This window comes from Lysinibacillus sp. JNUCC-52 (assembly GCF_015999545.1).
Classification (GTDB): domain Bacteria; phylum Bacillota; class Bacilli; order Bacillales_A; family Planococcaceae; genus Lysinibacillus.
In genome coordinates, this window is record NZ_CP065546.1 from 770,766 (window position 1) to 795,870 (window position 25,105).

Here is a 25,105-nt window from a genome sequence, read left to right on the forward strand (position 1 = left end):
TCTCCTCTTTATTGAAAAATCACCACTTATTGCAAACGGATTAAATCATGGCAATGATTATTTCACTCTTTTATTTTGTTGCATTGGTTAATGCATTTGCCCTTTCCTGCTCCCACTGTGCCAACGCTTCCTTAAACTCCTCATTACTCATTGGTTTTTCTAACACTTTTTGCCCTTTAAACTTCTCTGCTGTCACACCAAATGGTGAATATTGAGCTTCGAATGGATTTAATTTTGAAGCGACATAACCGCTTCCACCAACGGCGTACGGAATGACAAAGGCTTCATCAATTAAGAAAGCTTCTGCTTTAGCAAATAGGTTATAGCGTGCTTCCGTATCAATCGTCGCTTTCGCTTTTTCTAATAAATTCAAGTAGATTGTTTGACCATTTGCTTCTGTATATCCTTCCGCTAATTCTGGCTTATTGTAAGTGCCGTCCACGCTGAAAGGCTCTGTATATGTGGATGGATCCGCATAATCTGGCCCCCAGTTTGCTTCGATTATTGCAAATTTACCAGGACGTCGAACTTCCGATAAGAAGCCTGTCGATGGACCTGCTTCTACAATAATATCAACATAGTCGGCACCTAATAATTTTTCAATTTGTTGTTCAATGACTTGTGTACGATTTGCCCAATCTGGCATCCCAGAGTTGTATGGCATTAATACCTTTACTGGGAATGTCGCCTTCCCTTCCAGTGCAGTCATTGCTTTTTCTTTAAACTCTAATGCTAAATCTTTGTTAAAGGAATCATTACTTGAAATAGAAATCAATGGTTCTAGTTGTGTATAGTCAACACCTTCCACATCTACAAAGTTTTTCGGTGTGATTGTATTACTCAGTAAATCTTGTGGATTAAACGGTTCAACTGTTAGCATCGCTGATACACGATCAAGTGCATGGAATAATGACTTTCTGAAATCTTTATTATTGACAGCGACTTTCCAGTTATCGGGTTCATATTCCGCATCGAATTGTGGATTAAAGTTTAATGCATAGAAATACGAGTAGAAATTATTTTGCGTTTGACGTACTTGTGATTTTTTCTTATCATCATTGAACCATTCGTCAATTATGGAAGTAGGGATATCTGCTGAATCGATTTCACCACGTAAAAACAGCTCTGGAGCAACTGTTGCCGCTTCTTTATTATATTTATAGCGAATCCGATCAATGAGCACGTTACCTTTATCCCAATATGTTTCGTTCTTCACTAAAACACGCTCATTTTGAGGCTCAAATTTATCTAAAATATATGCTCCGTTATATAAGAAATTCTCACGTGTTGTACCAAATTTCTCCCCTTGCTCAGCTAAAAACTTGCCATTCACAGGGAAGAAACAAACATAATTTAACATCGAAAGAAAATATGGTGTAGGCGCCTCTAAAGTATATTCAACTGTCTGTTTATCAATCGCCTTGATTCCTACTTTGGAAAAATCAGTTTGCTCTCCGTTATAGAACGCTTCACCATTTTTTACAACCGTCGCACTCCATACGGTAGAGGATTCATTTTTTGCATCTAAAACATAGTGGAGGCCATCCACAAAGTCTTGTGCTACAACATCTGCGTACTCCTTACCTTCATGCGTCACCCATTTCACATCATCTCGTAGCTTAAATGTCCAAACCGTTGCATCTTCATTTGAAGACCATTCTTTCGCTATGCCTGGTTGTACGACGCCATACTTATCGTATTCAATGAGTCCATCAACTAGATTAGCAGCAACAGCAAATTCATTTGTTTCAGAAGTTTTTAAATAGTTTAATGTTTTAATTTCTCCAGAATAAACGACCCGATACTCAGATTTTTTCTCGTCTGAAGAATCATCGCTACAGGCTGCACAAAGTAAGGCGACTAGACATACTAATAGAAACCATTTCCTTTTCATCATAAGCATCCCCCTAAGCTTTTTTTATCATGAAAATCCTATTGCCTCCGTCATCGATATTCGATTATTGTTAAAAATAGGACTACCTGCAATAGGATCTTTCACACATAAACTCGATCCGTCTAAATCTATCCTTGTGATATTTTTTATGTTAAAAACTGTAATAGCCGAAGCACTTCAAAATAATCATCTGTAACGAATTCGACTGTGTTATGCGGCTTAAATGTCGCATTCGGATAAAATGAGTTTCGGTAAGCTCGTGTATGGTCACGGTAAATAATTTCCACGACAAATCGGTCGGGTAATGTCACTTGTAAGTCGGTCCGTGATACTTTCATAGATGCTTCTACAAGCCGTTTTGTTTCGCTAATTGCCAATTGAGGACTAACACTTATTGTTGCATTGCCTACCCCTTCCTTTATGGCAAATGTTATAATGTTACGATTAAATGATTGAATCTCTTCTGTCAGCCCCACATCTCCACTGACAAAAGATACTGGCACACCATGTAAGGCAGCGGCGTACGTATTAATGAGAAATTCACTTGCATATTCGCCATTTATTTTAATATCTGCAAATACACAAAGCGTGTGTGCTAATGGATTACGCTCGCTTCCACCTTTACTGTGATACCCGATGAAAATAGCACGATCGAAGCTACTATCCAGTCCAGCAACCATACACATCGGATCATATGTCCAACCGCGAATGACTTTACAATTGATAGGCAAATTCGAAATATCGATATTGCGAGCTGAATCATGGGCATCCTTCAATAAAACCTCTGTGGCACCACCAACTATCGCACCTTCAATGGCGGCCTCAACTTCCTTCGTCATCTGCTTCTGAAAAAAATGATAATCTGGTGCATTCAGTTCTGTCTCACTCCACGAAGTTGTTCCTGTAATGCCTTCAATATCTGCACTTATATAAACTTTCATAAATATCGATACTCCTTTATTAAATAATTTTCAACCTTTGCTTCAATAGCACCATAACTAGCTTCCTTAGCATTTACCCTTGTCGCCCAAGCAATATTGTGAAAATCATAATGCCACCATTCCTCAGCATAATTCGTAAATCCTGCCGCGGTCATACAGTGATACAAAAGACGGCGATGAAAACATGCTTGCCTATTTTCATCAGAATGCAGTTCAAAATAGCGCGTTGCAGATTTTTCACTCATTTCATCAAATGCTGTCCCAAGATCTAGGGCATTGCCTTTGTCATCTCCGAGTGTTAAATCAATGGCTCCCCCTGTAACATGCGGAACAAAATGTTCTTGGCCTTCTTTTGGAAAAGCAACAAACTTTAACGTTTCTTTAAAAACAGCTTCTTCTGAGAAATGAGCATTTTGATATTGAATTTGTTTAGAAAATTTAGCAAACAAAAATTGTTGCACCTGAAGTGGACGGTATCCGTCATATAAAATAAAGCTATAGTTTTCAGGCAATAGCATTACAGCTTGCTGTAATCGCTCAAAAGCTTCTTTGCGCAAATAAATGGATTGTAAACTGCTAACAATTTGTTGTTGGTAATATATAGGCTGAGTAAATATTCTAGGGTGTAGGTTGTCAATTTTAATTAATGGCTCGAAGTTTTTTCTAATTTTAGGAGTTGATTGATTCGTCGGAGTAGCGCTCAGTTCGATTGGCTGATGAAACTTTTCTTGCATCGTACCCACCTCTTTGTAGGAAACATGTAAAATTATTAGATAATTCAGTATTTTCATTGAATATTAACACACCACTTAATTGTTGACTAGATAAAAAAAGAATAATTACAAATTATTAGCTATTCTCTACTGATTACACAAATTATGCTACAAATAGGAAAATAATTAATGCATATGGCGTTTTTTTTGCTATTTTATAGTAATTTAGCGAAATTCCATATTGAAAGTTATAGAATCTAACCGAAATATATCAAATAATGGCATCGCGTTTATTTACCTATAATTGTAGTTGAAAAGGAGGTACCCTATGGATATAAAAGTGATGGCAGAAGTTTATCGATTAGGAATAGCAATAGGATATTTTACGGTACAAGATGTAATTGATTGGGCAGACGCTCTGATTGAAAGTCTTGAACAACCGCCATATGAATTAATCGATATTTCATTATCCTTAAAAGCAAAACCGATTGATGTCTGTTCATTATTACATTCCTTTTATGGAAGTCCTTTCAACGATTCCCCTTTGTACATCATGCTCAGCATGCTCAGTAATGAAAATACCTCTTCAAACAATTTGGCTAAAGTGGCGGCAATGCTTTTTGAATTAATTGACTTTATCCAGTTAGAGGATTGTTCAAAGGGGATAATAATAGATTTATTGCATTTATCAGATGCTTACTATTTAGCAAAAAAAGGAATATATGGTGATATACAAGCAGTAGAAAACGACATTAAGAAATTTTTACAGTCCTTTGAGATTTAATGCAAAAAAGCTACTAAACACCTTTGTGTTCAGTAGCTTTTCGTTCAAGTATGAAATGTATAGGCTTCTACTATATGACCGTCTCGACCAGTAGTTGTTTGTGCCTGTGAAAGAGAATTTAAAATGGCCTCCTCTGTAACTTCGGCAGCTGCGATAAATAACTGATTCATAATCGGATGGTCTTCACGTAGTTGCTGTCGTGTTTCTAAATATTGATCCGTCTGATGCGAAATTAGCCTTGCTGTCGTAAAGCCAATCACTATATCACCACTACCATGTGAATAATGACTGCCTGTGCGTCCAAGTCCGATTCCACAGCGTTTAATCACACGTGTTAATTGACGACTACTAAGCGGGGCATCCGTTGCCAGAACAATGATAATTGAGCCATCTGTTGGTGATAAAACCGAGTTACTGTGAGCATTTGGAACATTGTAGTGTTCTCTTAAAAACTCCGAATTGTGGCCAAAATTACTTAAAACGATACAACCAACTGTATAGTTGATCTCATCATGTTGTTCCATTGTCACGATACGCGATGATGATCCTATTCCGCCTTTATAGCCGAAACAAATCATACCTTTTCCTGCTCCAACAGCACCTTCTTCTGCTCTATCTTCAGATGCATTATGAATCGCTTCGACTGCGTGATTTGGTGTAACTGGACAAGCCCGAATAGAATTTAAATAACTATCATTACATTCCCCCACTACTAGATTAATCGTCCCTGTACTATCACCAATTTCACTATTTGTCTCTAACATATATTGCAACGTTCCTTGTGTTACAGCGGGCACACCAAAAGTATTTGTCAGCATAATTGGTGACTCAATCACCCCTAGCTCATTTACTTGAATAAGACCCGTTGTTTTACCGAAACCATTTAATACATAACTTGCCCCTGTCACTTTCTGTTGAAATAAATTTCCACCATGCGGTAAAATGGCTGTTACACCTGTACAAGCATATGCTCCGTCTTCCTTTAATCTTTCGTCAAGTGTGACATGACCTACTTGCACACCTTGCACATCGGTAATACAATTTTTTTCACCTACTGGTAACATACCTATTGTAATTCCCATTTCCCGCACTTTTTTAGTCATTTTATCGCTCCTTATCAAAAAGCCCTCTCTATTCTAGTGCCTTCTCTACAGCCGCTAACGCATGAATGATAGTCGTATCAAAAACAGGGACTAAAACATCTTCTTGCTGAATTAACAATCCAATCTCAGTACAGCCTAAAATAATGCCTTGTGCGCCAGACTTCACAAGATTGGCTATAACCTGTAAATAAGTTTCTTTTGAAGTTGGTTCAATTTTTCCTAAACATAATTCTTCATAAATAATTCGATTGATGACTGTTCGTTCTTCTTCATTTGGCACTATTACGTTAATACCAGCCTGTTCGATTCTAGTTTTATAAAACTCTTGTTCCATCGTATATTTTGTACCAAGCAATGCAATTGTTTGTATACTAGCCTGTTGAATTTGAACAGCTGTTGCATCAGCAATATGTAAAATGGGTATCGTAATATTCGTCTCAATAATATCAATTACTTTATGCATTGTATTTGTACAGATGACAATAAAATCGGCACCTGCTTTTTCTAATGATCGTGCCGCTTCCCTTAATATTTCTCCTGCTTTTTGCCATTGTCCATTCGCTTGATAATGCTCGATTTCTTGAAAATCGACACTATATAAAATACACTTTGCTGAATGTAAGCCACCTAATTGCTGCTGTACCTTCTCATTAAGTAGACGGTAATACATTGCTGAAGACTCCCAGCTCATACCACCAATTAATCCAATCGTCTTCAAATTATCAACTCCTTATTTATTAAAATCCTCTTTCGCTTCTAACGTGATTTCATCATAAATTTTTATTAAAATAGAAGAAAAAAACTACTTTCTTTGCCAATAACAGCGTTTTCCGTGAAACTTTATACTAATAATAGTCATTTCGTCTTTACTATTTATAGGTATAAAAGAAAAACCAAGTTCAATACTAAATTGAAAAGAATATTACATTTACTGTAGTCGACACCTGCTTTCCTTTACTCCCATTTTACCACCATATAAATATTTACAAAATAACAATATTCTTCAAAATTTAAATATCATTTTATTATTATGAATTTTTAAAAATTTGATGTTTAATAAAAAAAAAGTGTAAAATAAAAACTTATTGAAAAAGGAGGAAGACAAATGGAATGGATTTCAAATATTGTAGATGGCACGAATAATATATTATGGACGTACCTCTTAATTATATTATTATTAGCAGCTGGATTATATTTTACGTTTGGCTCTAAGTTTGTACAAATACGTCTTTTCCCTGAAATGTTTCGTTTAATAACGGAGAAAAGAGATGGTGAATCTGGTGTTTCTCCGTTTCAAGCTTTTACAATTAGCGCGGCGTCGCGTGTAGGTACTGGTAATATTACAGGTGTTGCACTTGCTATCGGTGTTGGTGGTCCTGGTGCAGTATTTTGGATGTGGATTATTGCCATCCTCGGTATGGCTACAGCTTTTATTGAAAGTACACTCGCTCAAGTTTATAAAGTAAAAGACGGCGATACTTTTCGTGGTGGTCCTGCCTATTATATAGAAAAGGCATTAGGAAAACGTAAGTTAGGAATCGTTTTTAGTATTCTTTTAACATTGAGCTTTGGCTTTATTTTTAACGCTGTACAGTCAAATACGATTGCAACTTCTGTAGGTGAAGCATTTAATATTAGACCTGTTATTATTGGCATTCTATTAGTAGTGTTAACGGCCATGATCATTTTCGGTGGTGTACATAGAATTGTTAAATTTACACAAGTAATTGTACCTGTAATGGCCGTATTTTATTTACTCGTAGCACTATATGTCGTTGTAACAAATTTAGGTGAAATTCCAACAGTGTTCAAGCTTATTTTCTCTCAAGCATTTGGACTTCAGGAAGCCACTGGTGGTGCTATAGGTATAGCCATTATGCAAGGGGTTCGTAGAGGATTATTTTCTAATGAGGCTGGTATGGGTAGTGTGCCAAACGCAGCTGCAACAGCTAATACCTCACACCCCGCTAAACAAGGACTTGTGCAAAGTTTAGGCGTATTTTTTGATACAATTATGATTTGTTCAGCAACTGCCTTTATTATTATTTTGGCAGGCTTATATAAAACAGGTGAAAGTGATGGCATTATTCTAACGCAAAACTCATTAGCCGTGCACGTTGGCGATTGGGCACCTTATTTTATTGCAATTAGTATTATTTTCTTCGCATTCAGCTCCGTTATTGGTAATTATTATTACGGCGAATCAAATATTGAGTTTATCAATGCACATAAAGGCTGGATGACTCTATATCGCTTTTTAGTATTAGCCATGGTAATGTTCGGTTCAGTAGCTCAAGTACAACTTGTATGGAACTTAGCTGATTTATTTATGGGGCTAATGGCGCTAATCAATATTACGGTTATTATGATTCTCGGTAAAATCGCTTTCCGAGTTTTAGATGATTTTACGCAACAACGTAAAAAAGGAAAAAACCCTGTCTTTTACGCAAAGTCTATCCCAGGATTGAAAAATACAGATTGCTGGGAAGATGATCGAAAATAAAAGAAACGCCATCCATCAAGTTAAACTTGGTGGATGGCTTTTTAAATGCCATTTTATGTGCCCATTTTATGTGCCTGTCACCTAAACAATTCTTAATTTTCTATCAATAATAATTTTGCCAGTTGAGCTATCCCTTTTTTATCATTGCTTCTGTGAATGCCTGCGATTGCCCTCTTGGAATACTCAATGTATTCCACTCATTTCCTTTTATTTGCTTACCTACGTAGACAATTTGTCCGACATGCGAAGCATAATGTGCCATCTGTCTTTCAATAGCATCTATCACTGTATGCTGCTGTCCTCTTATTGTGACGTTGGCCAACAAATCTTCTGTTGTTAAACTCTGTAAAGCATTCAAAAATACTTGCCAGCCCTTTTCCCAAATCGCTATTAACTCTTTTTTAGTATCAATGCTATCAATAAATTCATCATCACGATTCCTTGTCGTTTTCTCGCCATCAGTTAATAAAAAGTCAGTCCATCTTGAAATCATGTTTCCACTAACATGTTTGACAATGACCGCAATACTATTTGACTCCTCATTGAAAGCCCAATGCAATTGCTCAATGTCTAATTGTGCAATTGTTTTATCACCATCCGCCTTAACAGATTTAAATCTCTCTAGAACAACGTGTAAATATGTTTCACCCATGCTCATACAAAACTACCTCCCCTTATTTGTAGCTGGTGCAATCATATTATAACAAGTGCCTGTCACCCAAACAATTTTGAAAATTGCCAATTTTTTCGGTGTCAGGCACTGTAACGTACTCGTTGCTACAGTTTCCCTTTAATGACGCGTCTGTAAATTTAAACGCTTCTCCATTCTATTGAAAATAAACGTAAATGCTAAAACTAATATTAAATAGAAGGCACCTGTCACCATATATGTTTCTAATGGACGATAGTTTGCACCTGCAATGGCTAATGTCGTACTCCATAAATCCGACATCCCAATATAAGCAACTAGTGCCGATTCCTTCAGTAATATAATGAATTGATTGCCTAATGGCGGAATTGCTCTTCGCATAGCCTGAGGTAAAATAACTCGACGCATCCCCAATGTTTGAGACATCCCCAATGAACGAGCCGCTTCCATTTGACCAAGATCGATTGACTGAATTGCGCCTCGAAAAATTTCAGAAATATACGCACCGTTATGGACAGCTAAAGCCAAGACACCCGCCCAAAAGGAAGGCAGCGTAAGGAACGAAGAAATACCAAAATATAATATAAAAATTTGAACAATCATCGGTGTACCACGGATTATCGCTAAATACACTGCCGCAAAATATTTCAGTACTTTTATTTTAGACATATTAAAAAAGGCGATAATTAACCCGACGATACTACCTAATACTAATGAACAAACCGTTACTGAAAGTGTTACCCATAGCGCATCAAAAAGCATTCTATAATTCGATTGAAAAATTTCTAACATCTATTCACCCACTCTGTTGTCTTCATTGTTGTAAGGAAACGGAGGAAAGTTTCCCCCGTTGCTCATTTACTAACTCTTTCGTCCATTAAGTTAAAACCAAACCACTTTTCACTGATTTTTGCATATGTTCCATCCGCAATAAGTTGTGCTAACGCTATATTTAGCTTTTCTTTTAATTCCTCATTGTTTTTATTCACAGCAATTGCTTGCTCATTCACTGCTAATAAATCTCCAACAGCTTTCACTGGTATTTTCGCTTCATCAATAGCAAGCTGCGCAAAAATATTATCTGCCACAACTGCATCTAAACGACCTGTTTTAATATCCATCAATGCTGCCACATCCCCTTGTGGATACGTAATGACATTTTCTTTGGCCGTTAATTTTAACGCATCCGTTTCATAATTTGTAGCGGGCACGGCACCAATTACTTTGCCCTCTGCATCTGCTCCTGATTTAATGCTCGTATTATTTTCAGCTACAAACAGTTGTGAGCCTGAACGATAGTAAGTGTCCGTAAAGCTAACAACCTTTAAACGCTCCTCCGTGACGGTCATACTGCCTAAAATCGCATCAAATTTATCATCTAGTAGACCTTGAATAATTGATTCGAATGGGAAAGTCATCGGGACAGGTTTCATGCCCATTTTTTCAGCTAAAGCTTCTCCAAGTTCTACGTCAAATCCAACTAACTCGCCATTCTCTTTATAATTAAATGGCTTATATATTCCACTCATGGCATAAACAAATTCCTCTTGTTCAGTGCCTGACGATGCCGCTTTTTTTGAATCTTCATTTGAACTACAACCAACTAAAAGTCCTACCCCTAATGTTAAGGTTGCTAATAATGCTTTAAGCTTGAATTGCTTCATGTTTATTACCCCCCATGTGTAAAATTCTGTTTAAAAATTGTTTTGTTCGTTCATTTTTTGGGTTATCGAAGAAAGTGTCAGGATGACCTTCTTCTAAAATTTGTCCACCTTCTAAAAAGACGATATGATTTCCAACTTCACGCGCAAAGCCCATTTCATGCGTCACAATAACCATCGTCATGCCGTCATTAGCAAGTTGCTTCATAACTTGTAATACTTCCCCAACTAACTCTGGATCTAATGCAGAGGTTGGTTCATCAAATAACATCACTTTTGGCTCCATCGCCAATGCACGTGCAATAGCTACTCGCTGCTTTTGACCGCCCGATAAACTATCAGGGTACATTGTCGCTTTATCTCGTAACCCTACTTTTTCAAGTAAATCATATGCATAAGCAGTTGCTGTTTCTTTTGACTGCTTTTTTACAAAGATGGGTGCTTCGATGATGTTTTCAAGAACTGTCCGATGAGGGAAAAGATTAAAATGCTGGAACACCATACCTACCTCAGCTCGAACTTTATTTAAATCCGTTTTAGTCGCATGTATGGCTTGTCCTTCTATACAGATATGGCCTTCGTCATATAACTCTAAGAAATTTAAACAACGTAACAGAGTGCTTTTTCCTGAACCACTCGCGCCAATTAATACAACAACATCCCCTTGCTGTATTTGTAAATCTACTCCTTTTAAAACTTGTAAAGAGCCAAAGGATTTTTTTAAATTGTTGACTTGAATCATTGCTATCATCCTTCCTGCAAAATCGATATCATTTGCTTTTTCATCGGTATTACTCAACTTTTATTTTCCATTATATATTTGGACATTTTTCTACTTAATTAAAGACTCCCCCTCGTTCATTATCCCCTTGCACATTTCGTCACATATCAATTATCTGAAATTACTAAATTGCTAAATAATTAATACACTTTTAATTAAACAGTAATAATATTGTTGAAAAAAGGGCTTTTATTAGACATAATAGTATCTTTTTTTAATATGTTAGTCCCTTACACTTGTTTAAAGTATCAATTTTCAACATTTTAGATTCATAAACTTACTAAATAGAGTATGATAAAATGTAAATATTTTAATATTTCTAATTATTTTAAAGGTGATGATGTACTATGTATAAATTATTAATTGCTGACGATGAATTTGAAATTCGGAATGGCTTAAGCAGTTATTTTCCATGGGAAGAAATTGGTTTTGAAATAGTTGGTGTTGTTGAGAACGGGATAGAGGCTTTAACTTTTATTTCAAATCATCATGTTGACGTGTTACTTACAGATATACGGATGCCAGAACTAACAGGTATTGAAATTGCGCAACAACTCGATGAACAAAAATCGCCAATACATGTCGTTTTTTTAAGTGGCTATAAAGATTTTGATTATGCACAGCAAGCTATCCAATACGGTGTAAAAAACTATATAACGAAACCGACAAAATACAGTGAGCTTGTGACAGTTTTTACAAAAATTAAAGCACAGCTCGACGAAAAATATGTAACATATAAAACAGACTTTAATCATGATAAGGTCATTGAAACGATATTTAATTATGTGAACGAGCATTATCAACATGCTTCTCTTGAAGGCGCGTCACAGCTTGTTCATTTAAATCCAGTCTACATAAGTAAATATTTCAAGGAAAAAACAGGCCGCAATTTCTCAGATTTTGTCGTCGAAGTCAAAATGGAAAAGGCAGCAATCTTTTTAAAAAATCCTGACTATAAAATTTACGAAATTAGTGAATTGACAGGATATAGCAATGCTAAAAATTTCACTCGTACATTCCGAAAATATTTTGGTAAAACACCTCGTGAATACCGAAACGAGGAGTGTGGTCTTCACATTGACTAATCATTACATACGTACCTATTTTTTAAAAAATTTAATTAGCCTATTAATCCCAATGCTTATTCCACTTATTGTATTAGGCGCATTATCCATTTTTTTAATTCAACAATATGTATTACAGGATATTATTGATCGCAATACAGATCTTTTAACGCAAACAAAGGAAAATATCGAGCTTATCTTTTATGAGCTCGATTCGTTAAACAGCTATATTATTTCAAGTACAAATCAATTCGATAACTTGCAGCAGCTTATGGATAAGCCATCACTTACCCACCAGGACTATACGGACCTTGTCACATTAAAAAATTTTATTGATGCACCAAAAGAGGCTAGAGAATATATTCATTCGATATACATCTATGTAAAGAACGACTCTGGAAAGTATTTATCGACAACTACAACTGGTTTAGTCGAATTACGAAATACACTTGATTTTAATTGGTATCATAGCTTTGTAACGCATCTTGGCTATGAGGAAACTTGGGCTGAATCAAGAACTATTAAACGTATAACGAATAACCAAATGGATACACCTTTAAATATTATTACGATGTATCGCACTATCCCTAAAAATAATGGTGTGCTTGTCTTAAATATTAAAGCAGACTATTTGCAGCAACAGCTCGCATCACTATCAACAACAGTAGGACGCAATTTAGTCATTGTGGACAACAAAAATAATATTATTTTTAACGAACAAAATTATGAACTAGGCAACCGAATCATCCAAAGGCTGACATCTAATCCCAATGCATTTTTTGATATGACAATTGATGGAAAGCCATACGTCATCTCTAAAATGGAGTCATCAAAATATGACTGGACATTTTTATCGATCAATCCTAAAACGAGTCTTTACCAAGTGCCAAAGAAACTGTTAAAGCTTGTTTTATTTCTTTCAGCAATTTGCATCATCGGAAGTGTTATTTATGCCTTTTGGATAACGCGAAAAGCAACAGTCCATATGCGAAAGATATTAGCAATTTTTCAATCTGCTGAACAGGGCGGTGTATTACCTGACATTTCAATCCCTGTTAATGATGTGTATAGTCTCATTACACATAAAGTTTTACTCAATTTTACGGAGCAGAATACATTGAAACGAAAGCTAGCGGAGAAAAAATACAAGGAGCAAACGTTAGAGCTAGCCGCCCTCCAATCACAACTGAATCCGCATTTTTTATTTAATACTTTAGAAACATTAAATTGGCGTGCCATCTCATTAACGGGAAAACCAAATGAGTTAAATGATATGATTGATAATTTAGCGACAATTCTCCGCTACTCACTTGACGATGAATCAAGTATGGTCCCTATAATGGAGGAAATTAAATACACGAAGCACTATATTGATATTTTGAAAGCACGTCATCAAAATCAATTTCACGTTCTATGGGAATATGATGATGATATTATGCCATTCAAAGTGAAAAAGTTGACGATACAGCCATTAATTGAAAACGCCATTGAGCACGGGAAACATAAAAAGCTTCTTTGTCATATTAAAATTAAATTGACCGTTCAGGCTGATTCGATGATATTAGCCGTTATCGATAATGGAAAAGGGATGGAACGAAGTCAGCTACAATTAGTACGTGAGCGTCTTCAGCAAAATGAGCAATACAGTCATATTGGGTTAAGTAATACACATAAGCGCCTTCTTGTCGCCTTCGGAGATCATGGGGGACTTACTATTCTAAGTAAAAAAGGTTGGGGAACGGTCGTTAAGATGAAGATTCCATTGAAAATATAATAAGGTGTGCAATAAAAAGCTAGTGCTATACCCGCACTAGCTTTCTTTTTATAAGTTTTCATCTATATATGTTTCTAAATCGCCCACGATAGTATCGATTGGTACATCTGCTGCGTCCTTCGCATAGCCGTCATATTGTTTTACGAGGATACCATCTTTATCGACTAAGAAAAATTGGATACCGTGGATAACTTGATCTGAATTTGGGTCATCCTTTACGAGTAATTTTGTGGATTTTACGGCAAATTGCTCAATATATGACTGAGAATACCCCGTAAGAAGATTCCATTTTGATTCGTCAGGCACTGTATATCTTGCTAAATAGTCAGCGAGCACTTCAGGTGTATCAACTTCAGGATCTACTGAAAAAGCGACAAGATTGTAATCCTCTATTCCTTTTTTCATGAGCTTTTCTTGTATTTGGGTCATGTTAAACGTCATTGGTGGACAAACTGAATTACAATTCGTGAAAATATACATGCCTAACCAAGGTTTGCCTTTTAAACTTTCAAGTGACACATTTTCTCCACGCTGATTGACATGGTCAAAATCTTGTATTTCATAACTATAATCAGCTTTAAACTTCACATTTCCACATGCACTCAGTACTGTAACTAACGCTAATAGTAACACTAATCCTATTACCTTATTTTTCATCTTCACACACTCCCTACCAACATTACCCCCATCTTATCGAATGGTGTAAGCGTTGACAACTACCTGACGTGACAGCTTTCTTACATCTTTGTGAAATCATCTTTCTTTAATCGAAACAAGCACATCATGTATTGCATCCAGCTTTACTTCAACGCGATGTAATAAATAAAACGATATAAGTATTGGAAAGCCAATATTGGAGACCATATTCAGCCATTGTTCCATAGTGCTTTCTCCTTTCGATATTTTGTTCCCTTTTTAAAAATGGTCTTTGCAGCTTAGTGCAAAGACCATTTCAATCATTATTTCATGCCTAGTTCAAATTCTGAAACTTGACGATCAATGAGCCGAGCTCCCTTTATCCTCACAAAAGCACCAGCTTGTCCACCAAATACATTGTTCGTAATAATCGTTTGCATTACTTGTTGAATTTCAGTAGGTGTAACATTTGGTTTCGGTGCATCAATTGCAATCGACGCCGTCTTCCCCGTCTCTGTTTCAAATAGTAACTCTAATACTTTTGCCAATGTAATCCCTCCTTATGTTTTCTGTTATTACGATAATTCTGTAGTTTCTTGCTTCAAAATACCTTCGAGTGGCTGTGAGGAAAGACTCGCAATTGCTTTCGCTACCGCTACGAATGCTTCTGTAGTATGCGTCCCATTGACATTACGGTATGTTTTGATTGCGAACTTTGGCTCATTTTTTTCATTGTGGCCCGCCATATACTTTAGACGAAGTGTTGCACCTAAAAAATTCGTTTTTTGCATCAGTAACACCCCCTTTCTGCACACTATATACGCCTATTTCATGTGTGAAGGGACATTAATTAGAAATTTGTTTTTGAAACAAGCAGCAGTTTACGACCACAAAATAAACAAGCGTGAAAAATACACCTATAAAAAAGCCGTCCGACTATCCGAACGACTTAAAAATATATTATTTGTTTCTTTAGAGTAAGAAGTTTCCGTAGGTCCTAACTCATGTAGCCATTCAAAGCAAATCGAGTAATCCGTTTGGCACTAAAGTTATTTTATTATTTGTAAAATCACTAATTGCCTTCCATAGCAATTTGAACGTTGAACCATTATCTTCTTTTCCAAAAAAAGAAGGGTTTGCATAAAAGGACTTATCTACAAATTCAGCATCATATACAAATACTACTTCGTGCCCAAGGTCACCGTTATATGTAAATATGTTTTCAATTGTTCCTATATAGTTTAGATTCTGAATATTTGCCTCTATTTCTTCACGTACTTCTCTTTGTATTGCTTCCGCACTTGTCTCACCAAATTCAATTTTTCCACCAATTGGCCGATAATAAAATTCCCCTTTTACTTCATCGAAACCTTCGGCGACAAGTATTAAATCGTCATTTCTAAATAGACAAATAGCTTTTGTTATAATTTGCTCAGCCCTCATTCTATTCCTCCAAACGCCACCTTTATTGAATACTCCTTTTTAATACCAACTAGGTACTGCTCATCACGAAGTTGTCTTATTTATTTTCTCAGATATAATATGGCAAATTATAATCGTAGCTGTAAAAATAAAGGTATGCATCAATGCTTCAAGAAAGGGATATTTATATTTAAATAATTGTATGACTAGCATTAAAATAAAAGCTAAACTATAAAAACTATAAAAAAATGTTCTTTTCAAATAAATTTCCCACTTCCTTTATCCTTCATTTTAAAGATAGAGATTATCTGACTTCCCACATTATTCCGCACTAGTTAAGTTTTTCGTTTCTGTCACGCTTAAATTATACTTTTTAAACCTTCTTGCAATATAGGCTTGGGTGACGCCTAGTTTAGCAGCTGTTTTTCTTGTACTTTGAAGTTGATTATACGTTTTTTCAATGATTTCTTTTTCAATATGATTAAGGTATTCCGTTAATGTTTGACCTTCAGGTAATGTATCCAGCAAATTAGCTGTCTCTTCACGACGAAAGTCACTCGGAAGATCCTGTTCATTCATTACTTGATTAGGCGCTGTTATGACCAATCGTTCCAATAGATTTTCTAATTCTCTAATATTTCCAGGCCAATCATAGTTATATAAAATATTAGTTAGTTTACCTGATAGATTACGGTCTTTTTGATATTTATTATTATATTTTTTCAGGAAGAAGTCCAAAAGAGGGACGATATCTTCCCTGCGTTCCCTTAAAGGAGGGATTGTTAATGGCAAAATATTTAAGCGGTAATATAAATCAGCCCGAAATTGTCCAGCTTTTGTCATTTCTAAAAGATTAGCATTTGAGCCAGCAATCACTCGAACGTCTGCTTGATGGACTTGTGTATCACCAATCGGTGTATACGTTTTATTTTGAAGGAACAAAAGTAATTTAGATTGTATTTGCAATGGGAGTTCACTAATTTCGTCAAGAAATAATATGCCATTTTCTGCTGCAGCGATTAGCCCTATTTTCCCGTTATTATTGGCTCCTGTAAATGCACCTTTCTTATAGCCGAAAAGCTCTGATTCAATTAAAGACTCAGGAATTGCACCACAATTCAAGTGTACAAAAGGCTTATCGCTGCGGTTACTCAATTGATGCATTTTTTGGGCAAAAGCACTCTTCCCTACGCCAGTTTCCCCTGTAATTAAAACAGTCGTATCCACATCTGCCACTTTCTCAAGCCATTCAAGAGCTGTGTGAAAAGCTTTACTTTTTCCAACAAATGATTCTAGCTCTTGCTCTTTATTTTGATGCCTGATCATTTCCCGAATTTGGTTTTTATAACGTTGTAAAAGATCTTCTGCCTTTTCCAATTCCATATTCATATTAAATGCTTCACTTAACGTGCGAGCATGGGTAACAATAAATTCTATTTCACCATTTTCGTCAGTAATATAATCCCCCGATACTAGTAGTTTCTGGTTGTTCTTTATAACTTGCACTGTGTTGACAAACTGCTTATTCTTCAATACTAGACGGGCAATGGAAGGTGAAAATAATCCCCTTTTTTCCATATCAAATACACTCTGATTGATTAAGTCCACTTCATCCACATCAAACAGTCCCCGCTTCGCAGCATCATTTACCCAAATAACGGTTCCATTTTTATCAAGTACCCAAATACCGTCCTTTATAGTGTTCATAATATCTAAAAAAAATTGATTCTTTTCATCTTGAAAAAGAGCTAATTTATCCATTCCAATCACCAAATTCTCTATTTATTACATTCAATTCTATCAAAATTTTTTAAATAATCTATCAAAACGAGCCGCTCCATAATTTTTTATCAATATAATCATCCTTATTTACTTGCCAATATAGATGTTTCACTACATTTTGATTCGGAAACGACTCATTTTGAATCTCTTTTTAAACATACAATCGCATTTGATGATGATGCGTTATACAAAATTGAATCGAAAACGATTCAGTGATTTTAAATCAAAGCATTAATTCGTCAAATTACTTATTGAAAACACTGATTTATCAACGTTTTCGAATTGGCATGCTTTTTGCATATTACTAAGCTGTCCCCAAATATAGAGATAGGAAAAGGAGAGCAATATGAAATATTTACTTAATAAAACGATTAAAGACATTAAAATTTCGGCCATACGCGAAATTGGAAACAAGGTGGCAAATGACCCGTCGATTATTAATCTGACAATTGGACAGCCAGATTTTGTCACACCACACTCTATTTTAGAAGCAGGAAAACAGGCCATTGATGCACATAAAACTGGTTATACACATAACGCAGGTGTACTTGAGCTTCGACAGGCTGCTGCTAACTTTGTCCAAAGACGCTATAGCCTAAATTACAATCCAGAAGATGAGATTTTAATTACAATGGGTGCAAGTGAAGCGTTAGATATTGCCTTTCGTACAATTTTAGAGCCTGGTGATGAAGTCATTTTACCAGCACCAATTTATCCTGGTTATGAGCCACTTATTCGTTTGTGCTACGCAACACCTGTATTTGTTGATACACGGAAAAATAATTGTAAAATCTCAGCAAAATTAATCGAAGAAAACATAACAGAAAAAACAAAATGTGTTGTTTTACCGTATCCATCAAACCCTACAGGTACTATGCTAGAGGCTCGTGAATTAGAAGAAATAGCAAATCTATTAAAGGGTAAAGATATTTTTATTATTTCAGATGAAATATATAGTGAGCTAACGTATGGATTGAAACATACGTCAATTGCTTCATTCCCAGCAATGAAAGAGCAATGTATTGTCATCAACGGTTTATCGAAGTCCCATGCTATGACAGGCTGGCGAATCGGCTACACATTAGCCCCTGCATATATAACAGAAGAGATGTTTAAAGTTCATGCCTTCAACTGTGTATGTGCAAATTCAGTTAGTCAATATGCTGCGATCAATGCATTAAATGACGATTTACCAGAAGTCGAAGAAATGCGCCAACAATATGAAAAACGACGGAATTTTATTTTTCAACGTATTACAGACATGGGCTTAGAAGCAATTGAACCAGATGGTGCGTTTTATTTATTTGTTTCCATTGAAAAAACAGGTTTAAGTTCAAATGATTTTGTCCATCAGCTTGTGGAAAAAGAGAAAGTAGCCGTTATACCAGGCTACGGATTTTCTGAGTATGGCGAAGGCTATATCCGTATTTCGTATGCATGTTCAATGCAACTTTTAGAAGAGGGATTAAAGCGTATACAACAGTTTGTACATCCCCTATTAGAAAAAGCACTTGAGGAGGTTGATTAATTTGAAGCCATTATATTATCTAGCGTTTATTCCAGTCTTAGGTTTTCTTGTTGGTGTACCTTTAACGAATCGTGTTGAACCTTATGTATTAGGGCTTCCATTTTCGATGTTTTGGATTGTTCTATGTGTCGTGCTAACTTCCTTAACTACATTTGTTATGTATAAGTTGGATCAGCATGATGAGGAGGGCGTAGAATGAATATTTCTATTACAATTATGATTTCGTTTGTCATCGTCTGTATGTATTGGGCGATTAAAGCTGGTCGAGGTAAAAATGAGAATATGGAAGAATGGGCATTAGGTGGACGTGGCATGGGTGCCATCGTGACGTTCTTTTTATTAGCAGGTGAATTTTTTACAGCATTCTCACTAACTGGATTAGTGGGACTAGCTTATAATAGTGGCATTGCAACACTTTATATTATGACTTATATTTCAATTGGTTGCGTACTAGGCTATTTCCTATTACCTAAAATTAGACGGTACAGTAAAGAGCATAATTTAATGTCGCAAGGTGATTTTTTTGAGAAGAAATATACGAGTCCATTTTTAGGAAAACTCATCACAGTTGTAGGTGTAGTGGCAATTGTCCCAATGATTGTAATGGCATTGAAAGGTTTAGGGCTGATTGTATCTGTTGCCTCCTACGGGGTAATATCTTCTACTACAGCAATATGGATTGGGAGCATTATTGTCGTAATTTATACATTAATTTCAGGGCTCCACGGTTCATCCCGCGTAGCATTAATTAAGGATATTCTTACATTTGGCGTACTTTTATTTTTAGGATTGTATTTACCGTTCCATTATCATGATGGAGTTGGATCAATGATTAAAAATATTTCTGAAGTGAAGCCACAAGTGTTGTTCTTTCCAGATGCAGGTCTAAGCCTTGTTTGGTTTATCTCTACAATTATATTAATGGCATTAGGAGTGTATATTTGGCCGCATACATTTTTATCAACATATGCAGCGAAAAGTGACAAGGCACTTCGTAAAAATACGATTTTAATGCCACTGTATTCATTAATGCAGCTATTTTCTTGCTTTATCGGATTAGCAGCAATCTTAACAATCCCAAACCTATCAGGTGCCGAAAGTGATTTGGCATTAATTCAATTAGTATTCCAAACATTTGACCCGTGGGTTGTCGGATTAATTGGAGCCGCTGGATTATTGGCATCATTAGTTCCATGTTCAGTAATGCTTATTACAATTGGTTCCATGATAACTTCTAATATTTATGTTCAATTAAAACCAAATACTTCAGCTCGTAAGCAAATGAATATTGCCCGATATTTCGCAATTATTGCTGCGATAATTAGCCTATACTTATCATTAAACTCAAGTGGTGCACTCGTATTATTACAATTAATTAGCTATAACTTTATCATACAGCTTTTCCCTGCTCTAATTTTTAGTTTATTGAAGACAAACTTTGTGACGAAGCAAGGTGCTATTGCTGGAATTGTCGTTGGTATATCCATCGCTTTAATTTCAGCAGCGACAGGCACAACAATAGCAACGTTATTCCCTAATTTACCATCATTTATTTTAGACATTAACAATGGTTTATATATGTTAATTATCAATGCAATCATTACAATAGTGGTCAGTCTTCTCCCACAAAAAGCAGCATCTGAAAATAACAGCTTAGAACGCGGAATCATCTAATTTAAAGTGTAATTTAAAGTGTCAGGCACTCACACAATTTCTCCCCAAAGATTTTGTTTGGTGTCAGGCACTCACACAATTTTTAAACCTAAAGAGAACCTAAAAATTTTGTTTCAAGTTCCATTTCTGTCATTTCCGTATCGAAGTTAACTTTATAGGCCTTAGCGTTTGGTCTTGAACTCACGATATGACTGATTTCTTGGTCAACGAAATGAATGGCAACACCGTCATCAGCTGCATAACCCGGTGTAATACTATTAGTAGCAATAAGATTTTGATATGAAGGCCTTCTTTCAGATTCTCCATCGTAATGAGGACAATGACTCCCTTTTAGGAATCCTAAACATTTTAATGGCGCTAGTCCATCACCATAAGAATCTGTAACCCCTTCCTCAAACCAACAAATGGAACCCGCACTAATACCAGCCAGTACTATACCTTGTTCCCAAGCTTTTTTTAGAATAGTGTCCAATCCCCAAGCTCTCCATAAAACTAATAAATTCTTTGTATTACCACCGCCAACATAAATAATATCTTTCTCCAATAAAAAACTTTCTAGATCTCTTGAAGGTGGGTTAAATAAAGATAAGTGCGATGGCTGACAATCCTGTTTCTCAAAGAAATGATAAAATCGAGAAATATAATTATCTGAATCCCCACTTGCTGTTGCTAGAAAACAGATCTTCGGATTTGTTTTCCCAGATTGTTGAAGAATATATCTATCCAATAAAGGATTTTCGGGCTCCATCGAAAAGCCACCACCGCCAAGTGCAATAATTTGCTTCATATACTCCATCCTTTCAACTTTGTTCCTTATGGATTATAATACCTCATATACCCATTATTTGGATGATTTTTACCATTTTCATTTTAGAAAATGTCCAATACATTTATACGAAAAATGAATGAGTTCATTATGGTCATTTCATACACTGTATACAAAACATATAAAATAGATTAAACATATGCTCTTTGGCGGGCAAAATTATTAAACTATTTTTAAGGAGCGGAGCATTTGAAAAAATTCGTAATGGTAGTGACGCTTGTTAATTGTTTAATTATCTTTTCCTTTATAGGATGCTTTGGTTATATAAAATATAAACTTTACGCAATAAAAAAAGAGACTTACGAATTTTTAATAGATGATAAGAAGTATGATAAGGAACAAATATATTCAATCGACTCAAAGCTAGGTGTCGGCATCATATTTCAGGTATCTGTTGTTTTTGAAGATGAACAAAATATTGTATACGACTACGCGAAAGTCCAAGGGCAAATTAAGCAAATATACCCTAGCGAAGCTGATACTGAAGGCAATTATAAACATAAAGCACAATAATAAAACGTAAAATAAGCACCTCGCTTTTTACATCCCGTTTGCCATCGCTTAATATCAATTGAATAACGTGGCTGTTTTCGAATTTTTGCTCTCTTATACCTCCCATTGAATAAAACAGGATACAATTCCCACATTAAGGGCTTGACTCTAAAATTGAATAATAATTATAATTCAACTATTCAACAAATGACTTGCATAGTTAAAAGAATGGCCTTGCCTCTATAACCTTCTCTCAATGAATAATAGTTTTAGAGCTGTTAAATAGTAAAATAAAATTTTCATAATTTAGTCAAATAGCTAGAAAGATGGTGTTACATACAATTGAAGACTGCGAATAATTCAAACGGGCATTTTGTAAATTCTCCCGAAAAACTAAAACAAATGTATAAAAGAGTTTTACTTGTTGTAAGTTTATCACAAGTTTTTGGAGGAGCTGGTCTTGCAGCAGGAATTACTGTAGGCGCATTATTAGCACAAGAAATGCTAGGAACAGACGCTTATGCTGGACTGCCTTCCGCGCTATTCACATTAGGTTCTGCAATTGCAGCATTTCTAGTTGGAAAGCTCTCACAACGGTACGGACGTCGTTTAGGTCTAACTATAGGTTTTATTACAGGTGGACTTGGTGCGATTGGCGTCGTCATTGCCGCTTTATTAAATAGTGTTTTCTTATTGTTCGCCTCCCTACTTGTTTACGGTGCAGGAACAGCAACAAATTTACAGGCTCGTTATGCAGGGACAGATTTAGCAAATAAAAAACAACGAGCAAAAGCAATAAGTACGACGATGGTTATGACAACATTCGGCGCTGTAGCAGGACCTAATTTAGTTGAAGTCATGGGGAAATTTGCACGTTCTATCGGTATTCCGTCATTAGCTGGCCCCTTTATATTATCTGCGGTAGCATTTATATTGGCAGGATTGGTTCTTTTTATTATGCTTCGGCCTGATCCTTTACTTTTAGCTAAGTCAATAGAAACCCATCAACAGCAAGACACAGATGGAATGAGCAATCTTTCTAGTCCTCTAATGAATAAAAATGGGATTATTGTCGGTGCAGTTGTCATGGTCCTTACGCAAATAGTTATGGTGGCCATTATGACCATGACGCCGATTCATATGCAACATCACGGACATAGTTTAAGTGCTGTAGGAATTGTAATTGGTTTTCATGTTGGAGCGATGTATCTCCCCTCTCTCGTAACGGGCATTCTTGTAGATAAGATTGGTAGAACAACGATGAGTATCGCTGCAGGTGTTACATTACTACTTGCAGGTTTAGTCGCTGCATATGCACCAAGCGATTCGATGTTTATGCTCATATTGGCCCTTTCTTTATTAGGGCTCGGATGGAATTTTGGCTTAATTAGTGGAACTGCTCAAATTGTTGACTCTACAGAACCTTTAACACGTGCGAAAATTCAAGGAACAATTGACGTTTTTATTGCGTTAGCAGGTGCTACAGGAGGTGCTCTTTCAGGAGTGATTGTTGCAAATTCAAGTTACGCAGTTTTATCGTTAACTGGTGGACTTTTATCGTTATTGCTAGTACCCGTGATTATCTGGTATCGAAAAGCAAGCTGAAAAATTTATATATTTAAGTAATGACCAAGTTTTCAATTAATCCTATGAAGGCTTGGTTTTTTCTGTCTAATTCATTAGCCCGCTCCTAGCATTACCAGTCTAAAACACTTGAAACAAATCATTATTGAAGCAATGGATATATTATGGTACACTCAGTGGACGCCTATATAGGAGTGAGTAATATGATTGAAATTTCAAATTCACGAAAAAAACTATATTTTTTAATCAAAACCTTTGACGTATAACGAGTCAAAGGTTTTTGTTGCTTTTAGGAAAGAATTTTAACGGAGGTATACTTTTATGAGTCAAAGCACAAATTCAGATGCTTCAATAGTCGCTGGATGGATTAGTTTAATAAGTAATATCGTATTAACAATTTTAAAAATTGTAGTTGGTACGCTCTTCCATAGTCCTGTTCTTCTAGCAGATGGTTATCATAACGCGGGAGATGTGATTGCAAGCGGTGCCGCTTTAACATCAATGCGTATTTCTAAACGCCCTGCCGACGAGGATCATCCATACGGACATGGAAAGGCTGAAGTGATTAGTTCAGCTATTGTAGGAATCATTTTAATAATTGCAGCATTGTATATTGCATATGAATCGATTACAGCATTTTTTCATGAACCAGAAAAAGCCAGTTTAATTGCCTTTTTTACTGCAATCATCTCACTTGTTTGGAAGCTCATTTTATACGTCTATACGATTAAAATTGGCAAAAAAACAAATAGTAAAGGCTTAATTGCCACTGCATATGATCATCTTGCTGATGTGTACGCTTCAATAGCTGCGGTATTAGGTATTGGGCTTGCGCTCGTGGGAGAACTCACTACTATTCATATCCTTACATATGGGGATCCTATTGCTGGTATTATTGTGACAATATTAGTTTTTAAACTTGCATATGGGATGCTCTTAGAAGCGATCGACACTCTTATGGAGAAAAGTGTAAGTCGGGATACATTGGATAATTTCGCATCGTTAATTTTAACGATTCCAGAAGTAAAACGTATAGATCGTTTACGTGCGAGAGAGCACGGCCATTATGTATTGGTAGATCTTCGTGTGAGTGTACCTGGAGGCTTAACAATTCAAGAAGGTCATGATATTATTCGTAAAATAAAGAAAACGATAATGGAAAAGCATCAGAATGTAGAAGAGGTTCTAATTCATCTAAATCCTTGGTACGAGGATGATAAATAAATGTGAAACAACAAAACCTCCGAACTAATCACCGTTAGTTTGGAGGTTCTTTCATGTGCTATAACTTTTC

26 protein-coding genes are annotated in these 25,105 nt (G+C 35.9%); 10 read left to right on the forward strand and 16 right to left on the reverse strand.

Features of this window, described 5'->3' with window-relative positions:
* Positions 1–70: 70 nt before the first annotated feature.
* The 3 genes from JNUCC52_RS04190 to JNUCC52_RS04200 form a co-directional block, all read right to left on the reverse strand.
* Positions 71–1,897 (reverse strand): peptide ABC transporter substrate-binding protein, encoded by a 1,827-nt coding sequence (locus tag JNUCC52_RS04190; protein WP_443136910.1) that lies wholly within the window; start codon positions 1,895–1,897, stop codon positions 71–73.
* Between the two features lie 143 nt (positions 1,898–2,040).
* Positions 2,041–2,835: a M55 family metallopeptidase gene (locus tag JNUCC52_RS04195; protein WP_337981492.1), complete on the reverse strand. Its 795-nt coding sequence runs from the start codon at positions 2,833–2,835 to the stop codon at positions 2,041–2,043.
* Positions 2,832–3,569 carry a M15 family metallopeptidase gene (locus JNUCC52_RS04200; RefSeq protein WP_337981493.1) on the reverse strand — a complete coding sequence of 246 codons (738 nt, stop codon included), beginning with the start codon at positions 3,567–3,569 and terminating at the stop codon, positions 2,832–2,834. The genes JNUCC52_RS04195 and JNUCC52_RS04200 overlap by 4 nt, the downstream gene beginning before the upstream one ends.
* 307 nt (positions 3,570–3,876) lie before the next feature.
* Between JNUCC52_RS04200 and JNUCC52_RS04205 the strand changes: the two genes are divergently transcribed.
* Complete coding sequence (locus tag JNUCC52_RS04205; protein WP_337981494.1) at positions 3,877–4,332, forward strand: hypothetical protein; 456 nt, start codon at positions 3,877–3,879, stop codon at positions 4,330–4,332.
* Between the two features lie 44 nt (positions 4,333–4,376).
* Here the strand turns inward: JNUCC52_RS04205 and JNUCC52_RS04210 are convergent, their stop codons facing one another.
* The gene (locus tag JNUCC52_RS04210) at positions 4,377–5,435 is read right to left on the reverse strand and encodes a DmpA family aminopeptidase (RefSeq protein ID WP_337981495.1); all 1,059 of its coding nucleotides are present in this window, start codon (positions 5,433–5,435) and stop codon (positions 4,377–4,379) included.
* 28 nt (positions 5,436–5,463) lie between these two features.
* Entirely contained in the window at positions 5,464–6,153 is a 690-nt protein-coding gene (locus tag JNUCC52_RS04215; RefSeq protein ID WP_337981496.1) for an aspartate/glutamate racemase family protein, read from the reverse strand.
* 387 nt (positions 6,154–6,540) lie between these two features.
* On the opposite strand from JNUCC52_RS04215, the gene JNUCC52_RS04220 reads away from it, so the two are divergent.
* The gene (locus JNUCC52_RS04220; protein WP_172771186.1) at positions 6,541–7,938 is read left to right on the forward strand and encodes an alanine/glycine:cation symporter family protein; all 1,398 of its coding nucleotides are present in this window, start codon (positions 6,541–6,543) and stop codon (positions 7,936–7,938) included.
* 127 nt (positions 7,939–8,065) lie between these two features.
* Here JNUCC52_RS04220 and JNUCC52_RS04225 read toward each other — a convergent pair whose 3' ends face one another.
* The 4 genes from JNUCC52_RS04225 to JNUCC52_RS04240 all read right to left on the reverse strand — a co-directional run bounded on the left by JNUCC52_RS04225 (position 8,066) and on the right by JNUCC52_RS04240 (position 10,990).
* On the reverse strand, positions 8,066–8,596 hold the full coding sequence (locus JNUCC52_RS04225; RefSeq protein ID WP_337981497.1) for a DUF1572 family protein: 531 nt from the start codon (positions 8,594–8,596) through the stop codon (positions 8,066–8,068).
* 132 nt (positions 8,597–8,728) lie between these two features.
* Positions 8,729–9,379, reverse strand: coding sequence for an amino acid ABC transporter permease (locus JNUCC52_RS04230; protein ID WP_337981498.1), 651 nt, complete (start codon positions 9,377–9,379; stop codon positions 8,729–8,731).
* A 62-nt stretch (positions 9,380–9,441) separates the two neighbouring features.
* On the reverse strand, positions 9,442–10,251 hold the full coding sequence (locus JNUCC52_RS04235) for a transporter substrate-binding domain-containing protein (RefSeq protein ID WP_172771183.1): 810 nt from the start codon (positions 10,249–10,251) through the stop codon (positions 9,442–9,444).
* Positions 10,232–10,990, reverse strand: coding sequence for an amino acid ABC transporter ATP-binding protein (locus tag JNUCC52_RS04240; RefSeq protein ID WP_337982182.1), 759 nt, complete (start codon positions 10,988–10,990; stop codon positions 10,232–10,234). The genes JNUCC52_RS04235 and JNUCC52_RS04240 overlap by 20 nt, the downstream gene beginning before the upstream one ends.
* Before the next feature lie 386 nt (positions 10,991–11,376).
* On the opposite strand from JNUCC52_RS04240, the gene JNUCC52_RS04245 reads away from it, so the two are divergent.
* Entirely contained in the window at positions 11,377–12,114 is a 738-nt protein-coding gene (locus JNUCC52_RS04245; RefSeq protein ID WP_337981499.1) for a response regulator transcription factor, read from the forward strand.
* On the forward strand, positions 12,107–13,867 hold the full coding sequence (locus JNUCC52_RS04250) for a sensor histidine kinase (protein WP_337981500.1): 1,761 nt from the start codon (positions 12,107–12,109) through the stop codon (positions 13,865–13,867). Before JNUCC52_RS04245 ends, JNUCC52_RS04250 begins: the two co-directional genes overlap by 8 nt.
* Before the next feature lie 48 nt (positions 13,868–13,915).
* On the opposite strand, the gene JNUCC52_RS04255 is transcribed toward JNUCC52_RS04250, so the two are convergent.
* From JNUCC52_RS04255 to JNUCC52_RS04280, 6 genes are all read right to left on the reverse strand, one after another.
* Positions 13,916–14,524 carry an SCO family protein gene (locus tag JNUCC52_RS04255; RefSeq protein WP_337981501.1) on the reverse strand — a complete coding sequence of 203 codons (609 nt, stop codon included), beginning with the start codon at positions 14,522–14,524 and terminating at the stop codon, positions 13,916–13,918.
* Between the two features lie 96 nt (positions 14,525–14,620).
* Positions 14,621–14,749, reverse strand: coding sequence for a YvrJ family protein (locus tag JNUCC52_RS04260; RefSeq protein ID WP_337981502.1), 129 nt, complete (start codon positions 14,747–14,749; stop codon positions 14,621–14,623).
* A gap of 77 nt (positions 14,750–14,826) precedes the next feature.
* Positions 14,827–15,051: a DUF2922 domain-containing protein gene (locus JNUCC52_RS04265; protein WP_172771178.1), complete on the reverse strand. Its 225-nt coding sequence runs from the start codon at positions 15,049–15,051 to the stop codon at positions 14,827–14,829.
* A gap of 27 nt (positions 15,052–15,078) precedes the next feature.
* Positions 15,079–15,294 (reverse strand): DUF1659 domain-containing protein, encoded by a 216-nt coding sequence (locus tag JNUCC52_RS04270; RefSeq protein WP_172771177.1) that lies wholly within the window; start codon positions 15,292–15,294, stop codon positions 15,079–15,081.
* A gap of 223 nt (positions 15,295–15,517) precedes the next feature.
* The gene (locus tag JNUCC52_RS04275; RefSeq protein ID WP_337981503.1) at positions 15,518–15,946 is read right to left on the reverse strand and encodes an NUDIX hydrolase; all 429 of its coding nucleotides are present in this window, start codon (positions 15,944–15,946) and stop codon (positions 15,518–15,520) included.
* Positions 15,947–16,246: 300 nt separating this feature from the next.
* On the reverse strand, positions 16,247–17,686 hold the full coding sequence (locus tag JNUCC52_RS04280; protein WP_172771176.1) for a sigma-54 interaction domain-containing protein: 1,440 nt from the start codon (positions 17,684–17,686) through the stop codon (positions 16,247–16,249).
* Between the two features lie 367 nt (positions 17,687–18,053).
* Here JNUCC52_RS04280 and JNUCC52_RS04285 point away from each other — a divergent pair, with 367 nt between their 5' ends.
* Genes JNUCC52_RS04285 through JNUCC52_RS04295 form a run of 3 tightly spaced genes read left to right on the forward strand, consistent with a single transcriptional unit; the run spans position 18,054 to position 20,909 of the window.
* The gene (locus JNUCC52_RS04285) at positions 18,054–19,235 is read left to right on the forward strand and encodes an aminotransferase A (RefSeq protein WP_337981504.1); all 1,182 of its coding nucleotides are present in this window, start codon (positions 18,054–18,056) and stop codon (positions 19,233–19,235) included.
* Position 19,236: 1 nt separating this feature from the next.
* Entirely contained in the window at positions 19,237–19,434 is a 198-nt protein-coding gene (locus JNUCC52_RS04290; protein ID WP_172771174.1) for a DUF3311 domain-containing protein, read from the forward strand.
* Complete coding sequence (locus JNUCC52_RS04295) at positions 19,431–20,909, forward strand: sodium:solute symporter family protein (RefSeq protein ID WP_337981505.1); 1,479 nt, start codon at positions 19,431–19,433, stop codon at positions 20,907–20,909. The genes JNUCC52_RS04290 and JNUCC52_RS04295 overlap by 4 nt, the downstream gene beginning before the upstream one ends.
* 88 nt (positions 20,910–20,997) lie before the next feature.
* Here JNUCC52_RS04295 and JNUCC52_RS04300 read toward each other — a convergent pair whose 3' ends face one another.
* Positions 20,998–21,696 (reverse strand): Type 1 glutamine amidotransferase-like domain-containing protein, encoded by a 699-nt coding sequence (locus tag JNUCC52_RS04300; RefSeq protein WP_172771172.1) that lies wholly within the window; start codon positions 21,694–21,696, stop codon positions 20,998–21,000.
* A 228-nt stretch (positions 21,697–21,924) separates the two neighbouring features.
* On the opposite strand from JNUCC52_RS04300, the gene JNUCC52_RS04305 reads away from it, so the two are divergent.
* From JNUCC52_RS04305 to JNUCC52_RS04315, 3 genes are all read left to right on the forward strand, one after another.
* Positions 21,925–22,248 (forward strand): hypothetical protein, encoded by a 324-nt coding sequence (locus tag JNUCC52_RS04305; protein ID WP_337981506.1) that lies wholly within the window; start codon positions 21,925–21,927, stop codon positions 22,246–22,248.
* Positions 22,249–22,629: 381 nt separating this feature from the next.
* Positions 22,630–23,832 carry an MFS transporter gene (locus JNUCC52_RS04310; protein ID WP_172771170.1) on the forward strand — a complete coding sequence of 401 codons (1,203 nt, stop codon included), beginning with the start codon at positions 22,630–22,632 and terminating at the stop codon, positions 23,830–23,832.
* Between the two features lie 300 nt (positions 23,833–24,132).
* On the forward strand, positions 24,133–25,035 hold the full coding sequence (locus JNUCC52_RS04315; protein WP_172771169.1) for a cation diffusion facilitator family transporter: 903 nt from the start codon (positions 24,133–24,135) through the stop codon (positions 25,033–25,035).
* Positions 25,036–25,105: the final 70 nt, after the last annotated feature.

Excerpts from the sequence above, each read along its gene's own strand:
- JNUCC52_RS04285 (WP_337981504.1), top strand. The coding sequence starts at position 18,054 with ATGAAATATTTACTTAATAAAACGATTAAAGACATTAAAATTTCGGCC.
- JNUCC52_RS04235 (WP_172771183.1), bottom strand. The coding sequence starts at position 10,251 with ATGAAGCAATTCAAGCTTAAAGCATTATTAGCAACCTTAACATTAGGG.
- JNUCC52_RS04225 (WP_337981497.1), bottom strand. The coding sequence starts at position 8,596 with ATGAGCATGGGTGAAACATATTTACACGTTGTTCTAGAGAGATTTAAA.
- JNUCC52_RS04200 (WP_337981493.1), bottom strand. The coding sequence starts at position 3,569 with ATGCAAGAAAAGTTTCATCAGCCAATCGAACTGAGCGCTACTCCGACG.
- JNUCC52_RS04230 (WP_337981498.1), bottom strand. The coding sequence starts at position 9,379 with ATGTTAGAAATTTTTCAATCGAATTATAGAATGCTTTTTGATGCGCTA.
- JNUCC52_RS04210 (WP_337981495.1), bottom strand. The coding sequence starts at position 5,435 with ATGACTAAAAAAGTGCGGGAAATGGGAATTACAATAGGTATGTTACCA.
- JNUCC52_RS04310 (WP_172771170.1), top strand. The coding sequence starts at position 22,630 with ATGTATAAAAGAGTTTTACTTGTTGTAAGTTTATCACAAGTTTTTGGA.
- JNUCC52_RS04260 (WP_337981502.1), bottom strand. The coding sequence starts at position 14,749 with ATGGAACAATGGCTGAATATGGTCTCCAATATTGGCTTTCCAATACTT.
- JNUCC52_RS04190 (WP_443136910.1), bottom strand. The coding sequence starts at position 1,897 with ATGATGAAAAGGAAATGGTTTCTATTAGTATGTCTAGTCGCCTTACTT.
- JNUCC52_RS04205 (WP_337981494.1), top strand. The coding sequence starts at position 3,877 with ATGGATATAAAAGTGATGGCAGAAGTTTATCGATTAGGAATAGCAATA.
- JNUCC52_RS04295 (WP_337981505.1), top strand. The coding sequence starts at position 19,431 with ATGAATATTTCTATTACAATTATGATTTCGTTTGTCATCGTCTGTATG.
- JNUCC52_RS04270 (WP_172771177.1), bottom strand. The coding sequence starts at position 15,294 with ATGCAAAAAACGAATTTTTTAGGTGCAACACTTCGTCTAAAGTATATG.
- JNUCC52_RS04195 (WP_337981492.1), bottom strand. The coding sequence starts at position 2,835 with ATGAAAGTTTATATAAGTGCAGATATTGAAGGCATTACAGGAACAACT.
- JNUCC52_RS04220 (WP_172771186.1), top strand. The coding sequence starts at position 6,541 with ATGGAATGGATTTCAAATATTGTAGATGGCACGAATAATATATTATGG.
- JNUCC52_RS04275 (WP_337981503.1), bottom strand. The coding sequence starts at position 15,946 with ATGAGGGCTGAGCAAATTATAACAAAAGCTATTTGTCTATTTAGAAAT.
- JNUCC52_RS04245 (WP_337981499.1), top strand. The coding sequence starts at position 11,377 with ATGTATAAATTATTAATTGCTGACGATGAATTTGAAATTCGGAATGGC.
- JNUCC52_RS04300 (WP_172771172.1), bottom strand. The coding sequence starts at position 21,696 with ATGAAGCAAATTATTGCACTTGGCGGTGGTGGCTTTTCGATGGAGCCC.
- JNUCC52_RS04280 (WP_172771176.1), bottom strand. The coding sequence starts at position 17,686 with ATGGATAAATTAGCTCTTTTTCAAGATGAAAAGAATCAATTTTTTTTA.
- JNUCC52_RS04240 (WP_337982182.1), bottom strand. The coding sequence starts at position 10,990 with ATGATTCAAGTCAACAATTTAAAAAAATCCTTTGGCTCTTTACAAGTT.
- JNUCC52_RS04315 (WP_172771169.1), top strand. The coding sequence starts at position 24,133 with ATGAGTCAAAGCACAAATTCAGATGCTTCAATAGTCGCTGGATGGATT.
- JNUCC52_RS04255 (WP_337981501.1), bottom strand. The coding sequence starts at position 14,524 with ATGAAAAATAAGGTAATAGGATTAGTGTTACTATTAGCGTTAGTTACA.